The sequence below is a fragment of the Myxococcus llanfairpwllgwyngyllgogerychwyrndrobwllllantysiliogogogochensis genome (genome assembly GCF_006636215.1).
Classification (GTDB): Bacteria; Myxococcota; Myxococcia; order Myxococcales; family Myxococcaceae; genus Myxococcus; species Myxococcus llanfairpwllgwyngyllgogerychwyrndrobwllllantysiliogogogochensis.
The window spans coordinates 1-5943 of the sequence record NZ_VIFM01000427.1 but is presented as its reverse complement, the minus strand read 5'-3'; the positions used below and the strand labels follow the sequence as shown (position 1 = coordinate 5943).

Here is a 5943-nt window from a genome sequence, read left to right as displayed (position 1 = left end):
CCCCCGGTGAGCGAGCCGACCCCGCCGCCGCCCACGACGCGCTCGCAGGACACGCGCCGCTCCAAGGACGACGAGGCCGCCCAGCGCGAAGAGGAACTGCGCAAGCGGCGTGAAGAGGTGGAGCGCCAGCGCCGCGAACTGGAGGATCGCCGCAAGCAGGAGGAGGAGTCGGAGGCCAAGCGCAAGCGCGAGGAAGAGGAGAAGCGCAAGCGCGAGGAAGACGAGAAGAAGAAGCGGCCGTCCATCGACGAAGACGATCTCCGGAATTACTAGCCATGCGCCGTCCCCTTCGTTTCCTCATTCCCTTCGCGGCCCTGTCCCTGGGCCTGTCCGCGTGCAGCCTCCTGGTCGACTTCGACGAGGAGGGGCAGCCGTGTGACGACCGCAACCAATGCCTGGAGGGCTTCATCTGCAAGGACGACAGCTGCGTCCGGGACAGCAGCGCCGTTCCGGACTCCGGCTCGGATGCGGGCTCGCCAGGGCAGACGGACTCCGGTTCGGATGCGGGCTCGCCAGGGCAGACGGACGCGGGTCCGGTTGACGCGGGCCCGGTGGACGCCGGGCCGTAGTCGCCGCCGCGAGGGGCGGTAGTTCCTACAGCCCCTCGCTTCGCGTGGTCCGGTTGCCGCGCCGTGTCCTCGGGGACACGCCCGCCTGGCGGCCCCCCTGCCGACGCAAACCCCCGTCTCCACGGGGACTGTCGAGGCGAAGCCGGGGGGCCACCCTCCCGGGAGGGGTTGGCATCCGCCGTGCTCTGTCGTGTGCCCAGGAGGTTTCATCGACATGGGCAAGCGCGTCGGAGTGCTGATGGGCGGGTGGGGCGAGGAGCGGGAGATTTCGCTCAAGACGGGAGAGGCCGTGGTCGCGGCGCTGGAATCCCGCGGCCATCAGGTCACCCGGGTGTTCGCGGGGCCGGGTCTGGACAGGGCGCTGCGCGCCGCGGAGCTGGACGTGGCCTTCATCGCGCTGCACGGGCGCATGGGCGAGGACGGCCGGGTGCAGGGCCTCCTGGAGTTGCTGGAGCTGCCGTACACGGGCTCGGGCGTGCTGGCCTCGGCGCTGGCGATGAACAAGCCCATGGCCAAGAAGCTCTTCCGCCTGCACAACCTGCCCACGCCCCAGGGGTATCGCGTGGGTCGCGACGACGCCGCGCGCGCCCTGGAGCTGCAAGGCGACCTGGGCTTCCCCTGCGTCGTGAAGCCCGCATGCGGCGGCTCGTCGGTGGGCCTGTCCATCGTCCGCGAGCCGGAGTCGCTCGTCGCGGCGGTGGCCCAGGCGTGCCGCTTCGGCGGCGAGGCGCTGGTGGAGCGCTTCATTCCGGGCCGCGAGGTGACGGTGGGCATCCTCGGCGACAAGGTGCTGGGCAGCTGCGAGGTGGGCACTCCTCGCGAGGGCTTCGACTTCGAGGCCAAGTACAAGGGCGGCGCGCGCTACTTCCTGCCGCCCCGCCTGTCCGCCACGCGCGTGGCCAATGTGGAGGCCCTGGCGCTCTCCGCGTACCGCGCCCTGGGCTGCCGGGGGTACGCCCGAGTGGACCTCTTGTGCTCCGACACCGACAACGACGTGGTGCTGGAGGCCAACACGCTGCCCGGCTTCACCCCCACCAGCCTGCTGTCCAAGATTGCCGCCCATGCGGGCGTGGAGTTCCCGGAGCTCGTCGAGCGCATCCTCGCGCTGGCGACGCGGGACGAGGCGGGTGTCATGGACGCGCCCGTGGTCGCCCCCGCTCCCACCATCTCCGAGCCTCGCCGCGCGGTGAGCTGACCTTCCGGGTAGTCCGAGTCCTGGCGCCGCCTCAGCCCCGGCGCCAACCCCTTGGATCTCCTCGAAGCCCCGGTAACGCGAGGTGTCACCCCGGACCTGAACGGAACGTTCAAACTCTGGGAATAATTTGACACGTCCTTGACGCCTCCCTATTGTCCGGCGCGATCAGTCCTGGATGGTTAAAGCCTTGTCTTTTCGGGCACATACGGGACGGGGGCTCAGCGGACCCAGGAGGCGGCGGTCGGCGTGAGACGGGATTCCGATGCCGCCACGCAAGGAAGGACCGCGGGCCACGGGGGCTGCGCGGGAGGGGCTGAGCGTCACTGATGACCACCGTCGAGATCATCTTCCTGGGCGTCTATTTCAGCGTCCTGTGCGTGCTGGCGGTTTACGGCTCGCACCGGTACCGAATGGCGTTCCTGTATTACCGGCACAAGTTCAAGCTGCCGACGCCCAAGAGCCCTTTGAAGGAGCTTCCACGCGTCACCATCCAACTCCCCATCTTCAACGAGATGTATGTGGTGGAGCGTCTGGTGGAGTCGGTGTGCCGCATCGACTACCCCCGCGAGCTCCTGGAAATCCAGGTTCTCGACGACTCAACGGATGAGACGTGTGGGATCGCCCGGGCGTGCGTGGAGCGGCACCGGCAGAAGGGCCACGACATCGTCTACATCCACCGCGTCAACCGCGAGGGATTCAAGGCGGGCGCGCTGGAGCACGGGCTGAAGTCGGCGCGGGGCGAGTTCGTCGCCGTGTTCGACGCGGACTTCGTGCCGAGCCCTGACTTCCTGTTGCGCACGGTGCCGTTCTTCTCCGACGCGAAGGTGGGCATGGTGCAGGTGCGCTGGGGGCACCTCAACCGTGAGTTCTCCATCCTCACGCAGGCCCAGAGCATCTTCCTGGACGGCCACTTCATCATCGAGCACACGGCGCGCAACCGCTCCGGCTGCTTCTTCAACTTCAACGGCACCGCCGGCATCTGGCGTCGCGGCACCATCGCGGACGCGGGTGGCTGGCAGCACGACACGCTGACCGAGGACCTGGACCTGAGCTACCGCGCTCAGCTCAAGGGCTGGCAGTTCGTGTTCCTCCCGGAGGTCATCTCCCCGGCCGAAGTCCCGGTGGACATGAACGCCTTCAAGAGCCAGCAGCACCGCTGGGCCAAGGGCTCCATCCAGACGGCGAAGAAGCTGCTCCCCACCATCCTCAAGAGCGACCTGCCGCTGGCGGTGAAGCGCGAGGCGTTCTTCCACCTCACCAACAACATGGCTTATCTGTTGATGGTGCTGCTGTCGGTGCTGATGCCCATCAGCATGGTGGTGCGCTTCCAGCACGGCCTCTACGGCACGCTGTTCCTGGACCTGCCCTTCTTCATCTCCGCGACGGCGAGCGTGTGCTTCTTCTACGTCGCCGCGCAGCGGGAGCGGGGCGTGACGGGCTGGGAGCGGGTGAAGTACCTGCCGTTCCTGATGAGCCTGGGCATCGGCCTGGCCATCAACAACGCCAAGGCCGTGGCGGAGGCGCTGCTCAACCAGCAGTCGGGCTTCGCCCGCACGCCGAAGACGGGCGCCGAGGGCAAGAAGGTCATCGCGGTGAAGAAGGCGTACCGCGGCAGCAAGACGCTGATGCCGGTGGTGGAGCTGCTGTTCGCGGCGTACTTCACCGGGGCGCTGTGGTTCGCCATCGACGCGCGCATCTACACGTCGCTGCCCTTCATCATCCTGTTCCAGGCGGGCTTCCTCTACGTGGGCATCTCCAGCCTGCTGCAGGGGCTCGCCGGCCGCGTGAAGCTCAGCGACGCCAGCCCCGCGGTGAATCCCGCCGAGGAGCAGGCCCGCCGCGCCGCCTGAAGGTGACTCGCGCCGCGCCCCTGCGCATCGGGGCGCGGTGGCTTGTGTCCCTAGAGGCCCGCGTCCGGCGGGTCTCGCAGCAGCACCTGCCGCAGCCTCACTGGAGGCGGACCGGAGCGGGAAGGCCGGCACCCTTCGTCGATGGACGTGCTGGCCACCGCGCGCAGCGTGAGGCCCGCGTCGTCACACGCCACCAGCTCCGTGGGGAACGCGACGGGGCAGGGTGCTCCCGAGCCGGTGAAGCCCGTGGCGCGCGTCTCGCCCACGAAACCTCCGGGTGTGCGCTCGAGGATGATGGACGCGGTGCTCGAGTCGGGGGACTCCGTGCCCGCGTCGCCGTCCGCGCGGGCTCGCACCACGGCCAGTGACAGCGTCCCGCCATCATCTTCGCCGTGGTAGCGGAAGGCCGGATTCTCGGCGTGGCGGTACTCGCCTGCCTGGCTGCTCTCGCACCCCGCGGGGACGCGCACAGGGGGCGGAGGTGGGGGCCGTGTCTCCACGGTGGGAGGAGCCTTGGCGGGGCACGCCGTGAGACAGAGGACACTGAAGCCGAGGGCCAATGAGGGCAGGGCGCGGTGCATGGGGCGCGGATATTGGCTGAATGGACGGTTGGGAGGGACTTCGTTTGATTCCCCTTGGACGACTCTCTAACCTTCGGTCCGTCATGAGCATTCGACGCCTCGTCCTCTTTTCGCTGGTGGCCGCCCTGGTGGCCCCGTCTTCCGCGCTCGCGCAGGCCGATGACCTCCTGGCCCCCCTCACGCCGTCGAAGTCGTCGAAGGCGAAGGCGGGCAAGACGAAGGTGGTGAAGAAGAAGAAGGCGGAGAAGGTGACGAAGAAGCCCGCGCGCACCAAGGCTCCGGCCACCGCGAGGGGCAGCAAGAAGAAGAACCTGCCGCCTCCCGACGAAGGCCTGCTGGCGCCGCTGGCCCCGGTGAAGACGGAGCTGGCGGTGTTCATCGGCGGCCCCGTCCGGGGTGCGCGGCTGACGCTGGATGGTCGCGACGTGGGGGTGCTCACGCCGGCTCCCACGCAACTGACGGTGACGCCGGGCGAGCACACGCTGGTGGTCCGCAAGCCGGGCTACGCGGAATACACGCGGCGGCTGGACGTGAAGGAGGGCACGCAGACTGAGGTCAAGGTGGCGCTGGAGGCCACCATGGGCTTCGCGCGAGCGCTCGCGGACGTGGCCGGCACCGTGGTGCTGGTGGACGACGTCGAGGTGGGCACGGTGCCGCTGAGCGACATCCTCCTCAAGCCCGGCTCGCGCGAAATCGAGTTCCGCGCCGAGGGCTACAAGTCCCACGTCCACAACATCAACGTGCTGGCCGGGACGAACTACGAGCTGACCGGGCGGATGCGCCCGGCGGTGGACACGGGTCTGGCGAGCAACACGGCGCGTGCCGGGGACTCTCCGCGCACCCCGCCGGTGCTGGACCCCTCGACGTCGATGCCGGACGAGCCGAACCCGGCTCTGTCGTTCGACAACGACTCGCCGGACGCGGAGGTGGAGAGCTCCAGCAAGCCCTGGTACGGGCGTTGGTACGTCTGGGCGGGAGTGGGCGCGGTGGTCGCGGCGGGCACGGTGGGCGCGGTGATGGCCACGCGGGACCCCACCCTCAAGCTGCAGGACAAGAACACGCTGTGCCCCGAGGACTGCGTCTTCTTGAAGGGCGGAGCCCCACGCTCTGGTGGCGCCGGTGCGGGTCCCTTCAAGACGCCCGCGGTCGGCGGGCTGCGCTTCTAGGCTTGGGTGCTCCAGGCCGCGCCCGCGCTGCTTCGGCGGGAGCGCGGCCTGTCGGGCCTCATTCGCCGCGCAAGTCATCCTCGACGGCGCGCTGCTCCGGGGCGGTGAGCACCAGGTAGACGTCCGACACGCGGCCCACGCCCCAGGAGTCCAGGACGGTGACGCGGACCTTGAAGGGCGAGGACTCCGGCAGCAGCTCGGTGACGTCAATCTCGCCGGGCTCGAAGCTGAAGGCGCGGCGGCCCACGTTGTCGACCTGCTCGTTGCCCATGTGGACGCTCTCGGTGAAGCCCACGACGGCGCGCCGCACCACCTTCTTGCCCTGGCCGTCGAGCACTTCCAGCAGCAGGAAGTTGTCCACGCTGAAGCCGAGCGTGCCCTTGGCGTCGCCGTAAAGACGGGCCCGCTGGCCATCCCGGCGCAGCACCGCGCTCTCTCCGAAGGTGACGACGCGAGGCGTGCGCTCGCCTTCGTCCGTGTCGACCTCCACGTCATCGCGCACCTTGTCGAAGGACTCCGTCTCCTGGGGAGGCGTGTCGGCCACGAGGCGGACGGCGCGGGGGGCCAGGGAAACAGAGGGGG

At 69.3% G+C, this 5943-nt stretch carries 6 protein-coding genes and 1 pseudogene; 5 read left to right on the top strand and 2 right to left on the bottom strand.

Annotated features, from left to right (window positions below; genetic code table 11):
* From FJV41_RS47520 to FJV41_RS47505, 4 genes and pseudogenes are all read left to right on the top strand, one after another.
* A pseudogene (locus FJV41_RS47520) lies at nucleotides 1–273 on the top strand (PEGA domain-containing protein); the annotation flags it as partial.
* Between the two features lie 2 nt (nucleotides 274–275).
* Nucleotides 276–569 (top strand): hypothetical protein, encoded by a 294-nt coding sequence (locus FJV41_RS47515; protein WP_141649248.1) that lies wholly within the window; start codon nucleotides 276–278, stop codon nucleotides 567–569.
* A 214-nt stretch (nucleotides 570–783) separates the two neighbouring features.
* Entirely contained in the window at nucleotides 784–1764 is a 981-nt protein-coding gene (locus FJV41_RS47510; protein ID WP_141649247.1) for a D-alanine--D-alanine ligase, read from the top strand.
* Nucleotides 1765–2090: 326 nt separating this feature from the next.
* Complete coding sequence (locus FJV41_RS47505; protein WP_141649246.1) at nucleotides 2091–3614, top strand: cellulose synthase family protein; 1524 nt, start codon at nucleotides 2091–2093, stop codon at nucleotides 3612–3614.
* A 50-nt stretch (nucleotides 3615–3664) separates the two neighbouring features.
* On the opposite strand, the gene FJV41_RS47500 is transcribed toward FJV41_RS47505, so the two are convergent.
* Nucleotides 3665–4195 carry a hypothetical protein gene (locus tag FJV41_RS47500; protein WP_141649245.1) on the bottom strand — a complete coding sequence of 177 codons (531 nt, stop codon included), beginning with the start codon at nucleotides 4193–4195 and terminating at the stop codon, nucleotides 3665–3667.
* Nucleotides 4196–4278: 83 nt separating this feature from the next.
* On the opposite strand from FJV41_RS47500, the gene FJV41_RS47495 reads away from it, so the two are divergent.
* Nucleotides 4279–5361 carry a PEGA domain-containing protein gene (locus FJV41_RS47495; protein ID WP_141649244.1) on the top strand — a complete coding sequence of 361 codons (1083 nt, stop codon included), beginning with the start codon at nucleotides 4279–4281 and terminating at the stop codon, nucleotides 5359–5361.
* Nucleotides 5362–5419: 58 nt separating this feature from the next.
* Here FJV41_RS47495 and FJV41_RS47490 read toward each other — a convergent pair.
* Nucleotides 5420–5943, bottom strand: a 524-nt coding sequence (locus tag FJV41_RS47490; protein ID WP_141649243.1) for a hypothetical protein, incomplete at its 5' end; no start/stop codon positions are given.

Excerpts from the sequence above, each read along its gene's own strand:
- FJV41_RS47500 (WP_141649245.1), bottom strand. The coding sequence starts at position 4,195 with ATGCACCGCGCCCTGCCCTCATTGGCCCTCGGCTTCAGTGTCCTCTGT.
- FJV41_RS47495 (WP_141649244.1), top strand. The coding sequence starts at position 4,279 with ATGAGCATTCGACGCCTCGTCCTCTTTTCGCTGGTGGCCGCCCTGGTG.
- FJV41_RS47515 (WP_141649248.1), top strand. The coding sequence starts at position 276 with ATGCGCCGTCCCCTTCGTTTCCTCATTCCCTTCGCGGCCCTGTCCCTG.
- FJV41_RS47510 (WP_141649247.1), top strand. The coding sequence starts at position 784 with ATGGGCAAGCGCGTCGGAGTGCTGATGGGCGGGTGGGGCGAGGAGCGG.
- FJV41_RS47505 (WP_141649246.1), top strand. The coding sequence starts at position 2,091 with ATGACCACCGTCGAGATCATCTTCCTGGGCGTCTATTTCAGCGTCCTG.